This window comes from Colwellia sp. KU-HH00111 (assembly GCF_040362745.1).
Taxonomy (GTDB): Bacteria; Pseudomonadota; Gammaproteobacteria; order Enterobacterales; family Alteromonadaceae; genus Colwellia.
The window spans coordinates 1-15924 of sequence record NZ_BAABWO010000004.1; the positions used below are offsets into that span (position 1 = coordinate 1).

A 15924-nucleotide genomic window follows, 5' to 3' on the forward strand; every position below is an offset into this window, starting at 1 on the left:
ATCAGTTATTTTAATATTGTTTTTTTATCAAACTCATTTTTTGCTAACTTTTTCATTTCAATATTAGTATAAATATTATATAAAACATTTATATTTTTATGCCCTGTTATTTTTGCAACAGTCGTAATGTCGTAACCCTCTTCAATAAGCCTAGAAGCAGCTTCTCTTCTCAAATCATGATAGCGTAAATCTTTTATACCTAGATTGTCTCTAACGCGTTGCCAACCTGCGCTAATACTTCGTGAATTATATGGAAAAATCCAATCAGGCTTTTCTGGATCTATTTTTTCTTTTTGTCTCATAATAATTGGATAAGCCTCACCTAGTAGTGGAACTAAGCTATCAAATTTTGTCCTTTCTTTTTTTATATACTTTTCTTTTTCTATATTTTCATCATCATCTTTGTCAGTTTTAAATTTGTTTTGAATTTTCTTGGGATTTTTTCTATCTCTGACTATGATCGTTTTATTTTCATGATCAATATCTTCCCAATATAGATCGGTAACTTCACCAATACGCATGGCTGTATAAATTGAAAATTGTAAAATATCTGAAAATGGTATTTTTGCAGATTTATGTTTTTCTCTTTCTCTTAATCCTTCTTCTAATAATATTAACTCTTCTTTTGTCGGTCTTTTATCTCGTTCTCCACTTCTACCAATTAAGCCTAACTTTACTAAGGTAGGTATAGCTTCGATGTGATAAGTTAAATTAGCATTTACTTTAAAAAAAGTTTTAGCAAGCTGCATTACAGAGTGTAAATACGTAACATCATGGTATATCGTTTGAGGGGTTGGTTTTGTTGGATCATTCAGACGAGTTTCGCAGTGTTTAATAAGATCATCTGCGGTTAAATTGCTGGCGAGTTTTAGGGCTATGTCGTACTTTTGTAAAGCTCTTAAAACAAAACCTTTAGTTCTCCCAATGCTTTTTGCTGTAGTTGGGTGGTCTATATATTGTTGAATTAAATCATGTACTGATAATTCACAAAGTTTTTCGCCTTCGTCATGTGAATAGTACGTACCTTCAGCTATTTCATCATATTTTTGTTCTAATCTCTTAGCTACTTTTTTTGACCAAGCTTTTGCTGCTTCTCTACTTGAAAGGGTGTTTTCTTCTTTTTCAATTATTTCTCCTTTTTTAGTAATTCTAACTCTAGCACGATACCTAGTTCCTTTTGTTTTAGTACTTCGTTTTGTTATGGAAATCGTAGCCATATTCAATTCCTTTTTTATGTATAATATAATAATGAAAATTTTATTATGAGTATTCTAAATGAAAACACTCTATTTTGTACCCTTTTGTTGTGCCCGTGGGTACAATGATATTAAAAATATGTCAAAACGTACTATAATAATCAATAACGTGAGAGTAATGGATTTGCAGCATTATATATTAAAAGCCATATGTGGCGTGGTTTGTCAATGGAAACAATAGACCATAAACTTTCCGTTGCACCGATGCTTGATTGGACGGATCGCCATTGCCGCTATTTTTACCGATTAATGTCAAGCCAAACGGTTTTATATACCGAAATGGTGACGACAGGGGCAATTATACATGGAAAAGGTGATTACCTTTCTTATAATCATGCCGAACATCCGTTAGTACTGCAATTGGGTGGAAGTAATGTCAATGACATGACTGAGTGTGCCAAAATTGCAGAGCAACACGGTTATGATGAAATCAACATTAATGTTGGTTGTCCATCAGATCGTGTGCAAAATGGTCGCTTTGGTGCTTGTTTAATGGCTGAGCCGCAATTGGTAGCCGATTGCGTAAGTGAAATGCAAGCCGCTACCAATCTGCCTGTTACAGTGAAATCACGCATTGGTATTGACGATTTAGATTCGTATGAATTTTTACACACCTTTATTGAACAAGTGGCCCAAGCTGGGTGTCAGCATTTTATTATTCATGCGAGAAAAGCTTGGCTCAGTGGTTTAAGCCCTAAACAAAATCGTGATATACCTCCACTTGACTACAGTCGAGTTTACCAAATAAAGCAAGATTTTCAGCAGTTACAAATTTCTATCAATGGAGGCATTAAAACCTTATCGGAAGCAAATGAACATTTGCAACATATTGATGGCGTGATGATTGGTCGTGAGATCTATAATAGCCCCTATTTGTTGGCGAATGTTGATCAACAAATTTACGCTTTGAACCAAGATGTGATTACCCGTGAGCAAGTGATAAATTTAATGGCGGACTATATTGATACTTATGTCAGCACAATACCTGAGCGTGGTAGTCATAGGGCGTGGCATGTACTACGGCACATGTTAGGGCTTTGTAATGGCTTAGCCGGTGCTCGCCAGTTTCGTCGTGAATTAAGTGACTGTGCTGGCAATGAAAACGCTAACGGTGATACCTTAAAGCAGGCTTTTGCTAAAGTTCAACAACGTAATTGCTAGTATTTATATAAGCTAGCATCTAGTTTATTTTAAACCTTTTCTTTTTGACATTAACGGGGAGTCCATATAAGACCCTACTATTAGAAAACTATTTTGTAACAAACTTTACCAAAAAGTGGTGATTTAGGCCAAAAAATACAAATAGTATAAATGTTTATTAAACAAGCTGCCTGTGGTAGATGAGATTAAAGCTAATGATATCAATGATTTATTTAATTTTTTAACTTTGGCACAACCTTTGTAATAGTTAATGCAACTTATTATTAATACTTATGAAATAAGTATTTTTTTGGCCGTACGTTACTGCCTAATATTTTTAATTACTACGACAAGGAATATACTGTGTTAACTTCAGCTTCTTTATTTATATTAATGATTGCCCCTGCAATATCTGTACTTAGCTTATCTTTATTGGTCGGTTTTTTTGAAAATAAAACAAGCTAAGGACATTTTGTCGTGTTTTCCCAGAGACGCTAAATGCTTAACCTCACTATTTATTTAGCGGACTAATTTTCCTCCGATATTAGCCTGCCCTCATTACCCCAATCTATTGCGCAATAATAACTAAACCCAAGCCGTCTCAAGGTGTTCTTTTCAGTCTCAAGCATGAAGTTTGGCGATAGATATAAAATAGTCCATCTCCCACTATTCCCTTTGAACTTAATCGTTCTGGTTTCACTTCTTTCGTTTACTCAGCATAAAAATATCCACAGTTACTAAAAAGTTGATGTGCTGAGCAATATGCCGTTGGTTCACAAAATCTGAATCTGTTGTGGTGATTAAATTTCGCCCGAACTCTGAAGAAAAAATCGGCTTTTCTTGATTTGGTTTATTTGACTAATGTAGTGGTTAATTTAACCAATTTGTCGCGTGACATATTATGTCTTGCGTTGAAGGTGATATATTGATATTTATAATAATCCTTTAAAAACAAGATGATAAAAAATATTTAGTTGTTGGCACGGCACTTGTAATAGTACTTGTACAAATGATAACAACACAGCTGTTGTTAATAATTTAAACCAATTTTATTTTAATCAGTTATTTAGTTTATAAAAAGGAATGTCAAAATGAACACATTAAATCGTAAAAATATCAGCGTTGCTTTATTAATTACTTTAGGTGCTATTTTTAGCGTAAACGCAAATGCAGCTGAAACCAGTAACCTTGAAAACTCACTAAGTGAGATGATCGTTGCCCAGGGCCAACAAGTCATGGTTGACCTAAAAGCAGAGTTACAACAGTCAATTACTCAAGAAATAAATAGCTTTAGCATAGATTTTTCTTTTAATGAATCAATTTCAGATTCTTTAGCTTGGCTAAATGACGAACAAGCAACATCCGTTGCTGAACACTCTAACCAAGAAAATAGCAAGCACAGTAATTAAAGACTAATTACCCAAAACATAATTATTATCATAGCAGGAGAAAACCATGGGATTATTTACACGTTTTACCGATATCGTTAACGCTAATTTAAACAGCATGCTTGATAAAGCAGAACAACCAGAAAAAATGATCCGTTTGATCATACAAGAAATGGAAGAAACCTTAGTTGAAGTTCGTGCAGCGGCAGCAAAAAATATAGCAGAGCAAAAAACACATGCTCGACAAGTAAAGTCAGCCAAAGATAGCATGGAGCAATGGCACAACAAAGCGGAACTTGCGCTAACCAAAGGTCGAGAAGACTTAGCAAAATCAGCACTGACACAAAAGCATAAATATCAAGGAGAGTTAGATTTACTAGAGCAAGAACAAGATGCTATTGCTCAATGTCTTGCTCAAGTACAAGATGATGCGGCACGTTTACAAGAAAAATTGTCTGAAGCCAGACGTCGTCAAGAAGCATATACCTTACGTCAAGAGTCGGCACAAGTCAGGCTAAAAGTTAGAGAGCAAGCGGCGGTATACAATATTGAAGAAGCAATGAGTAAGTTTGAACGGTATCAGCAAAAAATAGACCGAGTTGAAGCTCAAGTTGAAGCCTATGACTTAATGCAAACCAATAGCTCAACCGGAGATCTTAATGCTCAATTTGCTGAGCTAGAACAAGATGAAACTATTGAGCAAGCTCTTGCTGAAATGAAAAAGAAAGTTTCAGCGACATAATTAGCACAGCACAACTCAATTTAGCGATGCTTGCTGAGTAATACGTGTAAGTTAAACGGAAATATTACTCAGTAAAAGCAAAAGTATAAGGACAAAATGATGAAATACAACAGAGAGTACTCAGCGAGTTATAGAGTGGAAAAAAGGTTAGAAAAAGATAATCAACATAAAAAATTATCCGGCGTGTGTGCGGGCATTGCAAAATTTTATGCACTGCCACGGATTGCAGTGCGGCTTGCTGCCATTGGTGCTTTAATCATGTTGCCGGTAGCAACAGGTGTTGCTTATATCGTTACCAGTTTGTTGTTACCTACAAGTCGTTATAAATAAAACATTAGCACAGTCTATTATCGGAGAAACAGCATGACATTTTTTAAATCTTTATTATTAGCGATATTTGCAACTTTGTTCTTAACCTATACTTTAGGAATTAGCTTGTTAGAGCTGCTTGATGTTGATGTATACATGGGCGGTGAATTAATTGAACCGTTAAAAGCAATAGGCGCATCAGCCGTGGCATGCGTAGTGTTAGTGTTAATTGCACTGGCGATTGTTTTAAGTGTTTTTGGCACGATTGTTTTTATTGGTTTATTAATCGCAGGTGCATTAGCTATGGTAGCCGTAGGAGTATTCTGGCCTGTATTGCTAATTGCAGTCATTATTTGGCTAGTGACTAGAAATAAACCAGAAACACAATACGCTCAAGCAAGACATTCTGAGTCTGTATAGCCATATATCCATTACAGAAGATAACTACCAAGCTTACAATGCATTACCTGAACAGTTAAGGGTAGGCCAGCAACATAATACTAGGGTGTTCAATTGTTTTGGCCACAGCGCTATTATTATGGCGCAACACTGAGTCTGTTTTCAAAATAAGGTTATACCTTTGATGCATTTACAGCATGGGAATTTACGCTAGATTTGAACCCTAGCCACATTCAAGTTCTGGTTCTTGAAAAGGCTAATTCAACTTAACCAAAGTTGCTAGCATAAAGATTAAGCAAGTTTTTTTATTAATACTCAATACTATCATTTTGTTACCTCGCTAACAGTGATAAAATTAATTTTTAAGGGATTTCATATTAGGATAGTGTTAGATGAGTAAATGTTATTTATTGTCTTTAGTGGTGCTGTGTCAGTTACTGTGTTTTGCTGCAACAGCGCAGCCGTTATCAAGCCAAAAAAATTCAATGATAGTGATTGAAAAACCATACGTACGCGCCACCATTCCAGGAACATCTATAGCGTCATCATATATGGAAATAGTGAACAACAGCGATAAAACAGTGACTTTGCTTAGCGCTAGCAGTAATATTTCACCGCGAGTTGAACTGCATCAACACACTATGGTTGATGGCATGATGCGTATGCGCAAAGTCAATTCAATTGATATTAAGTCAAAAGGGCGTATTAAACTACAACCCTCAGGTTTACATTTAATGTTATTTGATATTAAAACGCCGTTAGTTTCTCCCGCTAAAGTAGAACTGATGTTAAACTTCTCAACAAATCAATTGGTAACTGTCAATGTACCTATTTACAGTCCTGCTGAAGAAAAAGCAGCAAATCAAGCCTCATCGACAATGCATGAGCATCATCACTAGGAGTAAAAAATGAACATAAATTTTTCAGCCAAAACCATAGGCGTCTCTATCGCAAGTGTGTTTTTGCTCTTCTATTTCGTTGGTGTCTATTGGAGTTTTGCAGTAGAGCCCATTGATATTCAACATGAAGTAACTTCTGCAGCTACGGCTGATAATGTTGCACCAGTGATTGGCTACACCACTACAACCACCTTGATCAAGGTCGCTAGTAGCATATTAGATAAGCCAGGGGGCTACCTTTCTAATGATGCATTACCACCAGGTGTGTTTTTAGATAATATGCCATCGTGGGAATTTGGTGTACTAGAAATGGTGCGTGATATGGCATTAGTGTTACGTAAAGACTTTAGTCGTTCTCAATCTCAATCGCTTGAAAATACTCATATTAAAAAAGCCCAACCTAAATTTAATATTGATAATAAAAGTTGGGCCATGCCCAGTGCTGAGTCGGAATATAGAAAAGCCATCGATCACTTGTACAAGTATAGAAATGCATTAGTTGGTATTAGTACCATTAAGGACGATCATGCTCAGTTTTATGCACGGGCAGATAATTTAACCTCATACTTGGATGAAATACAAAAACGATTGGGAAGTTACTCACAACGCCTTAGTGCCAGTGTTGGTAAAGATAAAATTAATACTGATTTAGCAGGGGACAGTGTGGCTCGCCAGTCTACTTTTGAAGGCTCTCATTCTCAATTAAGAACCAGTTGGTTTCAACTCGATAATGTTTTTTATGAATCACGTGGTGCCGCATGGGCGTTATTACATTTTTTAAAAGCGATAGAAATTGATTTTGACAGTGTATTAAAAAATAAAAATGCCACTATCAGTTTACAACAAATTATTCGTGAATTAGAGGCTAGCCAACAAACACTGTGGAGTCCCATGGTATTAAATGGTGATGGTTTTGGCATGTTAGCCAATCATTCTTTAGTGATGGCTAATTATATTTCAAGGGCAAATGCGGCATTAATTGATTTAAATGAATTACTTAGAAAGGGATAGAATAATGAAAAAAGCAATCATAGCAGCAAGCTTGGCAACCGTACTTTGTACCAGCGCACAAGCGGATACGTTATTAGGGCTCTATGTTGGCGGTCAAGTGTGGGCAAATCAAGCAAAAGGCTCACTTGGCAAAGAAGAAAGCAGTCAAACCACGTTTGATTTTGATAGTGAGCGCTCAGGGAGCTACTTTGTTGCACTTGAGCACCCCATTCCCTTAATTCCTAATGCGAAAATAGTGTCAACAAAATATGATACGGTAGGAGATACCACCATTGATGTTAGCACCACTATTGAAGGCGTAACGACCACAGCTAGTGTATTAGCAGAAGCCACTTTTGATGCTAGTTATATCGATTACACTTTATACTATGAAGTATTTGATAATGATTTATTAACCTTTGATTTTGGGTTAACTGCGCGAGATTTATCAATCGATAGTCAAATTACCGTGGCTGATAATAGCAGCGATCTTTCTAGTGATAAAATACTGCCATTATTATATGCAAACGCTATTATTGGTCTACCGTTTACTGGTTATAATGTTTTTGCTCAAGCTGATTTTTTATCACGAAGTGATTATGACATTTATGACTATCAGGTGGGTGTTAGTTACGAGGTACAAAACAACTTTGTTATCGATGTTGATGTCACTCTGGGCTATCGTGCGGTGAAATTAGAACTGAATGATCTTGATGGCATCTATTCAGATTTAACCTTCAAAGGCGTTTTTGTCGGCGCAGTTATTCATTTTTAAAATGTATTCATCTGAGCTTTAGCGCTAGGTTTTATTAGCGAGTTGATAACGTTTGTGTAAAATCTCAACTCGCTCCACATACACTCGAGTTTCTGTAAATGGGGGAATACCGGCAAATCTTGCTACTGCACTTTCACCCGCATTATAAGCAGCGGAAGCGAGTTTAATATTGCCGTGATATTTTTTCAGTAAATATGCTAAATGTTTAGTGCCACCCTCGATATTCTGTTTCGCCACAAATGCATTCTTAACACCTAAATACTTTGCCGTCTTTGGCATTAATTGCATCAAGCCCTGTGCACCTTGTTTGGAAAGAGCATGTTTATTAAAGTGAGATTCAGCATGAATAATAGCTCTCACTAAGGCGGGATCAATCTCGTTGGTTTTTGCAGCTTGTTCAATGGTGAAACTATATTCTGTTAAATATAGTTTTGCTTTATGCCAGTTAATTAATGAATCTCGCTGACAAGCATAACAATCTACTTTGATTTCTTGAAAATGAAGACCTATAGGTTCAATGTCAGAAAACGTCGGGGTGCCGCTAGCCGATTTATACTTAAATATTCGCGCGCTATTAGCTATGCTGTCACTGCTATAAATAAGGTACGAGAGAATAGACACAATCAATAAAAAAGGCGTTATGCGAAACGTTTGTAGTATCATAATGGGGTTAAATTGCACTCATACACTTAATCTGTGGATATTATTATAGTACTAAATCTATTGATAAGTATTAAGTACTGATTTGATTAGTACATTCTCATAACCAATTTTCCAACTCTCTGCATGTATTGAAGAAATCTCTCCAATATTTTTGTATGTCGCTAAACGTATCTTTATTAAAGCTAAATCACATTTTAAATTTTGATGAAGGTTTAGCCTAACCTATATAAGCATCTCAAATCAATTTACTATCCTCTCGACAGGCGAGTTAGCCACCAAAGTCGCTAGTCATGAAGTCGTATTGGCATCATTACTTAAGGTTTAATAATTTTAACCTTAAGTAATGATATCGGTAACTATTTCTGTTTTAACTGAATTTGCAATAAAGCATTGCTCATGGGATTGATGGTGCATCTTTTCCAGTTGTGTCAGGGTTGGTAGTTTTTCTCCAGAGAATTTAACATACGGGCGGAGAGTCACTTTAGTCATGCTAATTTTACCATGGATGTCTTTATCCATAACGCCAATAGCGTGATCAACGTATTCATCAATGATGAATTTCCGTTTAGCTGCTATTTGTAAGAAGAACAACATATGGCAACTTGAAATAGATGCAATGAAGGCTTCTTCAGGATCGACATTCTCCTCAACTGAATATGGCAGAGGTACTATATGTGGTGATGGAGAAGCTGCAACGATGGCTCCGCCATCAAAATTCCATTGATGCGCTCTACTATATTTATTGTCGATAAACTCTTCTTTACTATCTCTTTGCCATAATATTTTGGCCGTATATTCTGACATCATTTCCCCTTTTTATTTGTGTATTGATAACTGTTAAGTGAATGTTCATTATCGCTTGATTTATTAGCTGAATAGAAGCGATAATATTTCATCATGACTTGAGGATTATTCATATCACTATGAGTAGCAATATTTCATTTTCCGCCATACATACGTTTACCGTAGTTGCTAAAGAACTTAGTTTTACTCGAACAGCTGAAATACTCCACATCACTCCTAGCGCGGTGAGTCACCAAATGAAATTGTTGGAAAAACAAATGGGTGTCACCTTGTTTCATCGTCAATCAAAGGGGGTACGTTTATCGTTAGCAGGTGAAGCATTACAACGACATGCAACCTCTGGCGTGAAAAATATTCAGCATGGTATTTTGCAAAGTCAATTCGCAAGCCAAAAAGAAAAACTGGTTATTGCCGTGATACCTTCTCTTTGTCAGCTTTGGTTAATGCCGCGTCTGGTGGATTTTTGTCATAAATTTCCACAAATAGAACTTGAACTCGCTGCTGTTGATCAATTGGTAGACTTCACTACTGGGCAATATGATGGACATATCCATTTTGGTTCTGGAGATTATAAAGGTTGCGAAGCTAAGTTTTTACGTAATGAAAAAGTCTACCCTGTTTGCCATCCAGATCTAGTTAAAGGGGTTAGTGATAGCTCACTGGAAGGCTTAATAAAAGAGCATCAACTGTTAATTTATAAAGGCGGGATTGAAGATGAACCAGGAGGGGTTTCTTGGGGGGCCTGGTTGCGGAATTTTTCTATAGAAAAGCCCTCAGAGTTAAATCAAATGTGGTTTAGTCATGTTTCAATGGCGCTATTTGCCGCAAAACTAAAGCAAGGAATAGCTTTGGGCTGGCATCAAATGGTAATTGACGATATATCCAACGAACAGTTATGCAGATTGACAGATAGCGAGATTAGTACAAGTTTTAATTACTACCTTGTTGCCCCCAGTAGGTCTTGGAAAAATAAATCCTTTAGCCATTTTTCTTTATGGTTAGAAGAGAAAATGTCTTTTTGACAAATAAACTCAGTTTGATTTATTTCAGGAATAAAAACTATTATCAATTTTTTTGCACAGACATTGTTTTTATATTCTATTTTGGAATAACAAGCTCCTATCTATTCTTTTTGGTTTTATTCGTTCTTGTTTATCATTTGTACATACATTGTTATGAGTGAAAATTCTTATGCCACAAGAGCAGCTATCAACACAGCAAATTACAAATACAACACCAAGTTCACTTGGCGCAGAGCAACTTGCTTTGCTTCAACAAGCTACATCAGGTTACTCATCGTTACAACTTGCTTGGGCAAGTGGTTACCTCGCGGCAAAAAGTGAAACAGGGCAAGATGTACAGTTATCACCAGCGCCAGCACTTGCTGAAGCAAAAACATTAACTATTTTATATGCTTCACAAACAGGTAATGCAAAAGGGGTCGCTAGTCAAGTTGCACAAAGTGCCAGTGCCGCAGGTATTACCACTAAATTAATCAACGTGTGTGACTATAAAGCGAAGGCTTTAAAGAATGAAAGCCATGTTGTTATTATTGCAAGTACCAATGGTGAGGGTGAGCCGCCAGATGATGCCCTTGAGTTTCATGAGTTTTTATTAGGCAAAAAAGCCCCTAAATTACCTAACCTACGCTATAGCGTACTTGCCTTAGGTGATAGTAGTTATGAATTTTTCTGTCAAACAGGTAAAGATTTTGATGAACGATTGCAAGCTTTAGGCGCTCAGCAAGTTTTACCTCGTATAGATTGCGATGTTGATTATGACAGTGATAGTGAAAGCTGGACATTGAGCATTGTTGAAAATTTAAAAGAAGAGCTAACACAAACCGAAGCTGCATTAGCGCCAGTGATAGACTTACCTGTTGCCAATGCAAGTCAGTACAGCAAGCAAAATCCGCTAACGGCGGAATTTTTGTTGAGCCAAAAAATTACTGGCCGAGATTCAGCTAAAGATGTTCGTCATATTGAAATTGACTTAGGTGATTCTGGGTTAACCTATCAAGCAGGTGATGCCCTTGGGGTTTATTTTGATAATGACCAAGCGTTAGTTGCTGAACTTTTAACAGCACTTAATTTTACCGGTGACGAGCAGGTTACGCTAAAAATTAATGGTGAACAGCAAACGCTAACCGTTAAAGACGCGCTAACCACAGAATTAGAAATCACTCAAACTGCTCCAGCTTTTATTGAGTTTTGGGCTAATCAAAGTGGCGATGAAGCGTTATTAGCTATCGCTGCTGATAAAAACAGCGCAAGAGAATTTTCTGCCAAGCATCAAATTATCGATGTAATTAACTTAGCATCTGCAACTGTAGAGCCACAAACCTTGGCGGATTCGCTACGTAAAATCACTCCGCGTTTGTACTCTATTGCTTCAGCACAGGCTGAGGTCGAAGAAGAGGTTCATCTAACCGTTGGCTTAGTCAACTATGAAAATGATGGCAAACAACGTTTTGGCGGAGCTTCACACTTTTTAGCTAATCGCATTGAAGAAGGTCAACCTATTCGTGTTTTTGTTGAACACAATGATAACTTCCGTTTGCCTAGTGATACTAACACTCCGGTGATCATGATAGGTCCAGGTACAGGGGTTGCGCCATTTAGAGCGTTTATGCAACAACGTGAAGCACAAGGCGCTCAGGGCGACAACTGGATGTTCTTCGGTGATCAAACATTCACTCAAGATTTTTTGTACCAGGTTGAATGGAAGAACTACTTAAAGTCTGGTTTGTTAACACGTTTAGATCTTGCCTTTTCAAGAGACCAAGCGGAAAAAATATATGTGCAAGACCGTCTTAAAGAAAATTCACCAGCGGTTTTCCAATGGTTAGAACGCGGTGCTCATGTTTATATTTGTGGTGATATGAGCCGCATGGCTAAAGATGTCGAGGCAACATTATTAGATATTATTGCCACCGAAGGTAAGTTGTCAGAGCAACAAGCTGAACAGTATTTAAAAGATTTACGTAACGCTAAGCGTTATCAGAAGGATGTTTATTAATGAGCACAAGTAATAATTCTGAAAAAGTAGCGCCGTCAGGGCCTTTAATTGTTGAAGGTAAACTGTCTGATAATGAACGCTTAAAAAAAGAAAGTGGCTTCTTACGTGGCACTATGGCTGACGATCTACAAGATCGAACTACTGGGGGGATGACGGGTGATAATTTTCAGCTGATTCGTTTTCATGGTATGTATCAACAAGACGACAGAGATATTCGTGCTGAGCGTGCAAAACAAAAACTAGAGCCGTTACATAGTTTAATGCTTCGTGCCCGTTTACCTGGCGGCATTATTACACCAACACAATGGTTAGGCGTTGATAAATGGGCAACAGAGCACACTATGTATGGCAGTGTCCGTTTAACAACTCGTCAAACTTTTCAATACCATGGCATATTAAAGCCTAATATTAAAACGGTGCATAAAGCATTAAATAGTATTGGTATTGATACCATAGGTACGGCATCAGACATGAACCGTAATGTGTTGTGTACGGCAAACCCTTATCAATCCCAAGTGCATCATGATGCCTATGAATGGGCCAAGAAAATTAGTGAGCACTTCCTTCCTCATACCAATGGTTACGCTGAAGTTTGGTTGGATGAAGAAAAAATTGACTCTACGGTGAAACAAGAAGAGCCGATATTAGGTAGCACTTACTTACCTCGTAAGTTTAAAACTACCGTGGCTATACCACCTCTTAATGACGTTGATATTCATGGTAATGACTTAAATTTTGTTGCTATTGAAGAAGATGGCAAACTGATTGGGTTCAATGTATTAGTTGGCGGTGGGTTAGCAATGACCCATGGTGACAAAGCAACTTACCCTCGCAAGGCGGACGATTTTGGTTTTATTCCGGTAGCGAACACTATCGCTTTTGCTGAAGCTGTGGTGACCACTCAAAGAGACTGGGGTAACCGTGTTGAACGAAAAAATGCGAAAACAAAATACACTATAGATCGTGTCGGTGTTGACGTATTTAAAGCCGAAGTTGAACGACGCGCTGGCAGTAAGTTTGAGCAGACTCGTCCGTATGAATTTACTCAGCGTGGAGATCGCATTGGTTGGTCTGAAGGTTTTGATGGCAAACACTATTTAGCATTGTTCATTGAAAATGGTCGTATTTTAGATTTCCCTAATAAACCGTTAAAAACAGGTATGGCAGAGATAGCTAAAATCCATCAAGGTGATTTTCGGATAACCGCTAACCAAAACCTAATTGTTGCTGGTGTTGCTACTGAGCAAAAAAGTGAAATTGAAGCCATTGCGGTGAAACATGGTTTGATGGATGCGACGGTCAGTGAACAACGCAAAAATTCCATGGCTTGTGTTGCCTTTCCAACGTGCCCATTAGCAATGGCAGAGTCTGAGCGCTATTTACCTTCCTTGGTGACAGATGTTGAAGCTATTTTAGCCAAACATGGTTTGGCGGATGAGTCGATTATATTACGTGTGACAGGCTGTCCTAATGGTTGTGGTCGTGCCATGTTGGCAGAGCTTGGCCTAGTAGGTAAAGGCCCAGGCAAATACAATATGCATTTAGGTGGCAATATTGCCGGTACACGCATTCCTAAAATGTATAAAGAAAATCTGAATGAACAAGATATTCTAAATGAAATTGATCGTTTATCTGCTCGATGGGCTGCTGAAAGAACCCCAGGTGAAGCCTTTGGTGATTTTACTATCCGCGCGGGTATTATCAAAGAAGTTAAAATAAGTGTAAGAGATTTTTATGATGTCTAATTCCTTAACGCCAGGTCAATCAAGAGCACTTGCTACGGTTAGCCAAACTAACGCATTAGACACAGTAGAGCAAGCGCCTATTAATAATCGTTTCCCAGCCTCACTGCCAAAACCTTGGTTAGAGCAGTGGAATGAAGATTTAGAGCAAAAGTCACCCCTTGCTCGGATAGAGTGGACGATGGAAAACTTGCCAAGCCAATTTGTATTATCTTCTAGTTTTGGCATTCAATCAGCGGTAATGCTGCATATGATGACTCAAGTTTATGGCAATATTCCGGTATTAGTGACAGATACTGGGCATTTATTCCCTGAAACTTATCGTTTTATTGAAACACTTACCGAACGTTTAAATTTGAATTTACATGTGTATAGTGCAGTTGAAAGTGCGGCTTGGCAGTTGGCGAAATATGGCGAACAATGGGCGCAAGATGAGGCTGCATTAAAGGAATATAACCGTAAAAATAAAGTTGAGCCTCTAGAGCGTGGTTTATCTGAGCTTAACTGTGGCACTTGGTTTTCAGGTGTACGCCGCCAACAAACAGCACATAGGCAAGGATTACCCGTTGTCAGTATTTTACGGGGTCGTTTTAAAGTACACCCCATTATTGATTGGAGTAATAAGGACGTCCATCAGTACTTAACTAAGCATAACCTGCCTTATCATCCATTATGGGATGAAGGTTATGTCTCAGTGGGTGATGTGCATAGTACTAAACCATTAACCTTGGGAATGGATGAAAGCGAAACACGTTTTGGTCCAGGACAAAGAGAATGTGGTTTGCACACTGATGGCGATGGAATATAAGTGTAATTAATACTAGGGTGAACTGACGTAAAAGCGATAATACGGTTAAGTTTTGCTTTTTCGTCTCTAGCTACTTGTTAATGTGAAATGATGACTTAATTGTTGTTTTAATTCTGTTAAAAAGTCATCATTTGGCTTGTCGCTAATCAAGTTTGCCAGCTCGCTGCCTATGGGGGTAAACTTATAAAACTGAACCACAATATTAGGTTTTTTACAACTAAGTTGTAAAGGTGAACCGTGGTAATTGAAATTAAGCTTTTCGCCTATCATCATCATACTTGATTCGCTTTCTTGCTGATAAATTAAATTGTTATCTGCTAATGATAATATATCAGCATAGTTAAGCCCAAAGTGGCTTAAATCTACATGAACTTGTCTATCTTTAGCAAAAAAATTGAGTAGCCCCGGCTGTTGGTAAGAGCCTGAAACAATACGAATATTTTTCTTGCTTTGATCTTTTACCGCTAACGAACAAGCTTTTGCCAGTAACTTAGCGTCGATAATACTCATTTCACGAAATATTTTTAACGCTTTGAGTGAAAAAGAGTTGGGCCGTGATAATTCACCTGCTAATATTTTCGCCCATAAATCTTGCATCGTTTTATTGCTGACATCTTCAGCCAAAGTGATATAGCGGCTAAACCAATCTAAATCTGGTCTTTTATCCAGAGATGCCTTGCTACAAAAAGCAAACGCTTTTTCCATAATCGCTTCTATATTTTGTTGTTTACGCAACACTGCTAATCTGGCGCGTTTGTGGCAACGATCCTCAATAGGCATTTGTTTTTCAATGGGAAGCAAAGGCGCTTCAACACCAAAATGCTTGGTAATTTTAAAAAATTCATGATTGTTTGGTGAATCGGCCTTTTTTTTACTTGGCTGTTCGTCATTAATAGGAAGGTTTTCTTCAGTGCTGTCAGCCTGTTCTATAATAACAGCGGGCGCTTTGTCTTTGTTCACCTTGAATCTCCCTACATTTAATTATGTAATA

General features: G+C 37.5%; 16 protein-coding genes. 12 read left to right on the forward strand and 4 right to left on the reverse strand.

Annotated features, from left to right (window positions below):
• Nucleotides 1-5: 5 nt before the first annotated feature.
• Nucleotides 6-1217, reverse strand: a complete 1212-nt coding sequence (locus ABXG98_RS08715) for a tyrosine-type recombinase/integrase (RefSeq protein WP_353538281.1) — start codon at nucleotides 1215-1217, stop codon at nucleotides 6-8.
• Between the two features lie 207 nt (nucleotides 1218-1424).
• Between ABXG98_RS08715 and dusA the strand changes: the two genes are divergently transcribed.
• The 8 genes from dusA to ABXG98_RS08755 all read left to right on the forward strand — a co-directional run bounded on the left by dusA (nucleotide 1425) and on the right by ABXG98_RS08755 (nucleotide 7898).
• Complete coding sequence (gene dusA / locus ABXG98_RS08720; RefSeq protein WP_353538282.1) at nucleotides 1425-2417, forward strand: tRNA dihydrouridine(20/20a) synthase DusA; 993 nt, start codon at nucleotides 1425-1427, stop codon at nucleotides 2415-2417.
• A gap of 1070 nt (nucleotides 2418-3487) precedes the next feature.
• Entirely contained in the window at nucleotides 3488-3805 is a 318-nt protein-coding gene (locus tag ABXG98_RS08725) for a hypothetical protein (RefSeq protein WP_353538283.1), read from the forward strand.
• 46 nt (nucleotides 3806-3851) lie between these two features.
• Complete coding sequence (gene pspA / locus ABXG98_RS08730; protein ID WP_353538284.1) at nucleotides 3852-4526, forward strand: phage shock protein PspA; 675 nt, start codon at nucleotides 3852-3854, stop codon at nucleotides 4524-4526.
• 99 nt (nucleotides 4527-4625) lie between these two features.
• Nucleotides 4626-4856 carry a PspC domain-containing protein gene (locus ABXG98_RS08735; RefSeq protein ID WP_353538285.1) on the forward strand — a complete coding sequence of 77 codons (231 nt, stop codon included), beginning with the start codon at nucleotides 4626-4628 and terminating at the stop codon, nucleotides 4854-4856.
• Nucleotides 4857-4889: 33 nt separating this feature from the next.
• Nucleotides 4890-5255, forward strand: a complete 366-nt coding sequence (locus tag ABXG98_RS08740; RefSeq protein WP_353538286.1) for a hypothetical protein — start codon at nucleotides 4890-4892, stop codon at nucleotides 5253-5255.
• Nucleotides 5256-5626: 371 nt separating this feature from the next.
• On the forward strand, nucleotides 5627-6133 hold the full coding sequence (locus tag ABXG98_RS08745; RefSeq protein ID WP_353538287.1) for a copper chaperone PCu(A)C: 507 nt from the start codon (nucleotides 5627-5629) through the stop codon (nucleotides 6131-6133).
• Between the two features lie 9 nt (nucleotides 6134-6142).
• Nucleotides 6143-7144, forward strand: coding sequence for a DUF2333 family protein (locus ABXG98_RS08750; RefSeq protein ID WP_353538288.1), 1002 nt, complete (start codon nucleotides 6143-6145; stop codon nucleotides 7142-7144).
• A 4-nt stretch (nucleotides 7145-7148) separates the two neighbouring features.
• The gene (locus ABXG98_RS08755; protein ID WP_353538289.1) at nucleotides 7149-7898 is read left to right on the forward strand and encodes a TIGR04219 family outer membrane beta-barrel protein; all 750 of its coding nucleotides are present in this window, start codon (nucleotides 7149-7151) and stop codon (nucleotides 7896-7898) included.
• A 24-nt stretch (nucleotides 7899-7922) separates the two neighbouring features.
• Here the strand turns inward: ABXG98_RS08755 and ABXG98_RS08760 are convergent, their stop codons facing one another.
• Both ABXG98_RS08760 and ABXG98_RS08765 read right to left on the reverse strand, forming a co-directional pair.
• Complete coding sequence (locus tag ABXG98_RS08760) at nucleotides 7923-8579, reverse strand: lytic transglycosylase domain-containing protein (protein WP_353538290.1); 657 nt, start codon at nucleotides 8577-8579, stop codon at nucleotides 7923-7925.
• A gap of 318 nt (nucleotides 8580-8897) precedes the next feature.
• Nucleotides 8898-9365 carry an OsmC family protein gene (locus ABXG98_RS08765; protein ID WP_353538291.1) on the reverse strand — a complete coding sequence of 156 codons (468 nt, stop codon included), beginning with the start codon at nucleotides 9363-9365 and terminating at the stop codon, nucleotides 8898-8900.
• A 119-nt stretch (nucleotides 9366-9484) separates the two neighbouring features.
• On the opposite strand from ABXG98_RS08765, the gene ABXG98_RS08770 reads away from it, so the two are divergent.
• From ABXG98_RS08770 to ABXG98_RS08785, 4 genes are all read left to right on the forward strand, one after another.
• Nucleotides 9485-10387 (forward strand): LysR family transcriptional regulator, encoded by a 903-nt coding sequence (locus ABXG98_RS08770; protein ID WP_353538292.1) that lies wholly within the window; start codon nucleotides 9485-9487, stop codon nucleotides 10385-10387.
• A gap of 169 nt (nucleotides 10388-10556) precedes the next feature.
• Nucleotides 10557-12383, forward strand: coding sequence for an assimilatory sulfite reductase (NADPH) flavoprotein subunit (locus tag ABXG98_RS08775; protein ID WP_353538293.1), 1827 nt, complete (start codon nucleotides 10557-10559; stop codon nucleotides 12381-12383).
• Nucleotides 12383-14128, forward strand: a complete 1746-nt coding sequence (gene cysI, locus ABXG98_RS08780) for an assimilatory sulfite reductase (NADPH) hemoprotein subunit (protein WP_353538294.1) — start codon at nucleotides 12383-12385, stop codon at nucleotides 14126-14128. Before ABXG98_RS08775 ends, cysI begins: the two co-directional genes overlap by 1 nt.
• Nucleotides 14121-14933 (forward strand): phosphoadenylyl-sulfate reductase, encoded by an 813-nt coding sequence (locus ABXG98_RS08785; RefSeq protein ID WP_502901550.1) that lies wholly within the window; start codon nucleotides 14121-14123, stop codon nucleotides 14931-14933. Before cysI ends, ABXG98_RS08785 begins: the two co-directional genes overlap by 8 nt.
• A gap of 66 nt (nucleotides 14934-14999) precedes the next feature.
• On the opposite strand, the gene ABXG98_RS08790 is transcribed toward ABXG98_RS08785, so the two are convergent.
• Nucleotides 15000-15893, reverse strand: coding sequence for a TIGR03899 family protein (locus tag ABXG98_RS08790; protein WP_353538296.1), 894 nt, complete (start codon nucleotides 15891-15893; stop codon nucleotides 15000-15002).
• Nucleotides 15894-15924: the final 31 nt, after the last annotated feature.

What these genes read in the sequence shown, in the direction of transcription:
- ABXG98_RS08740 (WP_353538286.1), top strand. Translation starts at nt 4,890, where the DNA reads ATGACATTTTTTAAATCTTTATTATTAGCGATATTTGCAACTTTGTTC.
- ABXG98_RS08715 (WP_353538281.1), bottom strand. Translation starts at nt 1,217, where the DNA reads ATGGCTACGATTTCCATAACAAAACGAAGTACTAAAACAAAAGGAACT.
- ABXG98_RS08735 (WP_353538285.1), top strand. Translation starts at nt 4,626, where the DNA reads ATGAAATACAACAGAGAGTACTCAGCGAGTTATAGAGTGGAAAAAAGG.
- ABXG98_RS08745 (WP_353538287.1), top strand. Translation starts at nt 5,627, where the DNA reads ATGAGTAAATGTTATTTATTGTCTTTAGTGGTGCTGTGTCAGTTACTG.
- ABXG98_RS08775 (WP_353538293.1), top strand. Translation starts at nt 10,557, where the DNA reads ATGCCACAAGAGCAGCTATCAACACAGCAAATTACAAATACAACACCA.
- ABXG98_RS08770 (WP_353538292.1), top strand. Translation starts at nt 9,485, where the DNA reads ATGAGTAGCAATATTTCATTTTCCGCCATACATACGTTTACCGTAGTT.
- ABXG98_RS08755 (WP_353538289.1), top strand. Translation starts at nt 7,149, where the DNA reads ATGAAAAAAGCAATCATAGCAGCAAGCTTGGCAACCGTACTTTGTACC.
- dusA (WP_353538282.1), top strand. Translation starts at nt 1,425, where the DNA reads ATGGAAACAATAGACCATAAACTTTCCGTTGCACCGATGCTTGATTGG.
- ABXG98_RS08765 (WP_353538291.1), bottom strand. Translation starts at nt 9,365, where the DNA reads ATGTCAGAATATACGGCCAAAATATTATGGCAAAGAGATAGTAAAGAA.
- cysI (WP_353538294.1), top strand. Translation starts at nt 12,383, where the DNA reads ATGAGCACAAGTAATAATTCTGAAAAAGTAGCGCCGTCAGGGCCTTTA.
- pspA (WP_353538284.1), top strand. Translation starts at nt 3,852, where the DNA reads ATGGGATTATTTACACGTTTTACCGATATCGTTAACGCTAATTTAAAC.
- ABXG98_RS08725 (WP_353538283.1), top strand. Translation starts at nt 3,488, where the DNA reads ATGAACACATTAAATCGTAAAAATATCAGCGTTGCTTTATTAATTACT.
- ABXG98_RS08750 (WP_353538288.1), top strand. Translation starts at nt 6,143, where the DNA reads ATGAACATAAATTTTTCAGCCAAAACCATAGGCGTCTCTATCGCAAGT.
- ABXG98_RS08785 (WP_502901550.1), top strand. Translation starts at nt 14,121, where the DNA reads ATGTCTAATTCCTTAACGCCAGGTCAATCAAGAGCACTTGCTACGGTT.